The organism is Bacillus cereus group sp. BfR-BA-01408 (assembly GCF_022663305.1).
In the GTDB taxonomy this organism is placed as follows: domain Bacteria; phylum Bacillota; class Bacilli; order Bacillales; family Bacillaceae_G; genus Bacillus_A; species Bacillus_A pacificus.
Genome location: NZ_JAKUFF010000294.1, coordinates 1 through 235, shown reverse-complemented (window position 1 = coordinate 235; position 235 = coordinate 1). Strand labels below are relative to the sequence as shown.

Sequence of the window (235 nt, the reverse complement as noted above, 5' to 3'; positions counted from 1 at the left end):
TTACTACATGCAAATAAAATCGCTGAAAACACCCACATATAAGGATGATCTAATCCTTTATATAAAAGTATGTAGCAAGCAAAATAAAATAAAAACATTGCAAGTAACTCAGGAGTTAATACGGAACTCATGAATATATTTGGAATATACAGAGCATAAAATGTGGAAGCAATACGACCGCATTCTTCTCCAAAAACCATTGCCGCAATACGATAAATAAAAAGTGCAGTTCCTG

General features: G+C 32.8%; 1 pseudogene. It reads right to left on the bottom strand.

Annotated elements, in window-relative coordinates:
* Positions 1-235 (bottom strand): annotated as a pseudogene (locus MR083_RS27360) (hypothetical protein); the annotation flags it as partial.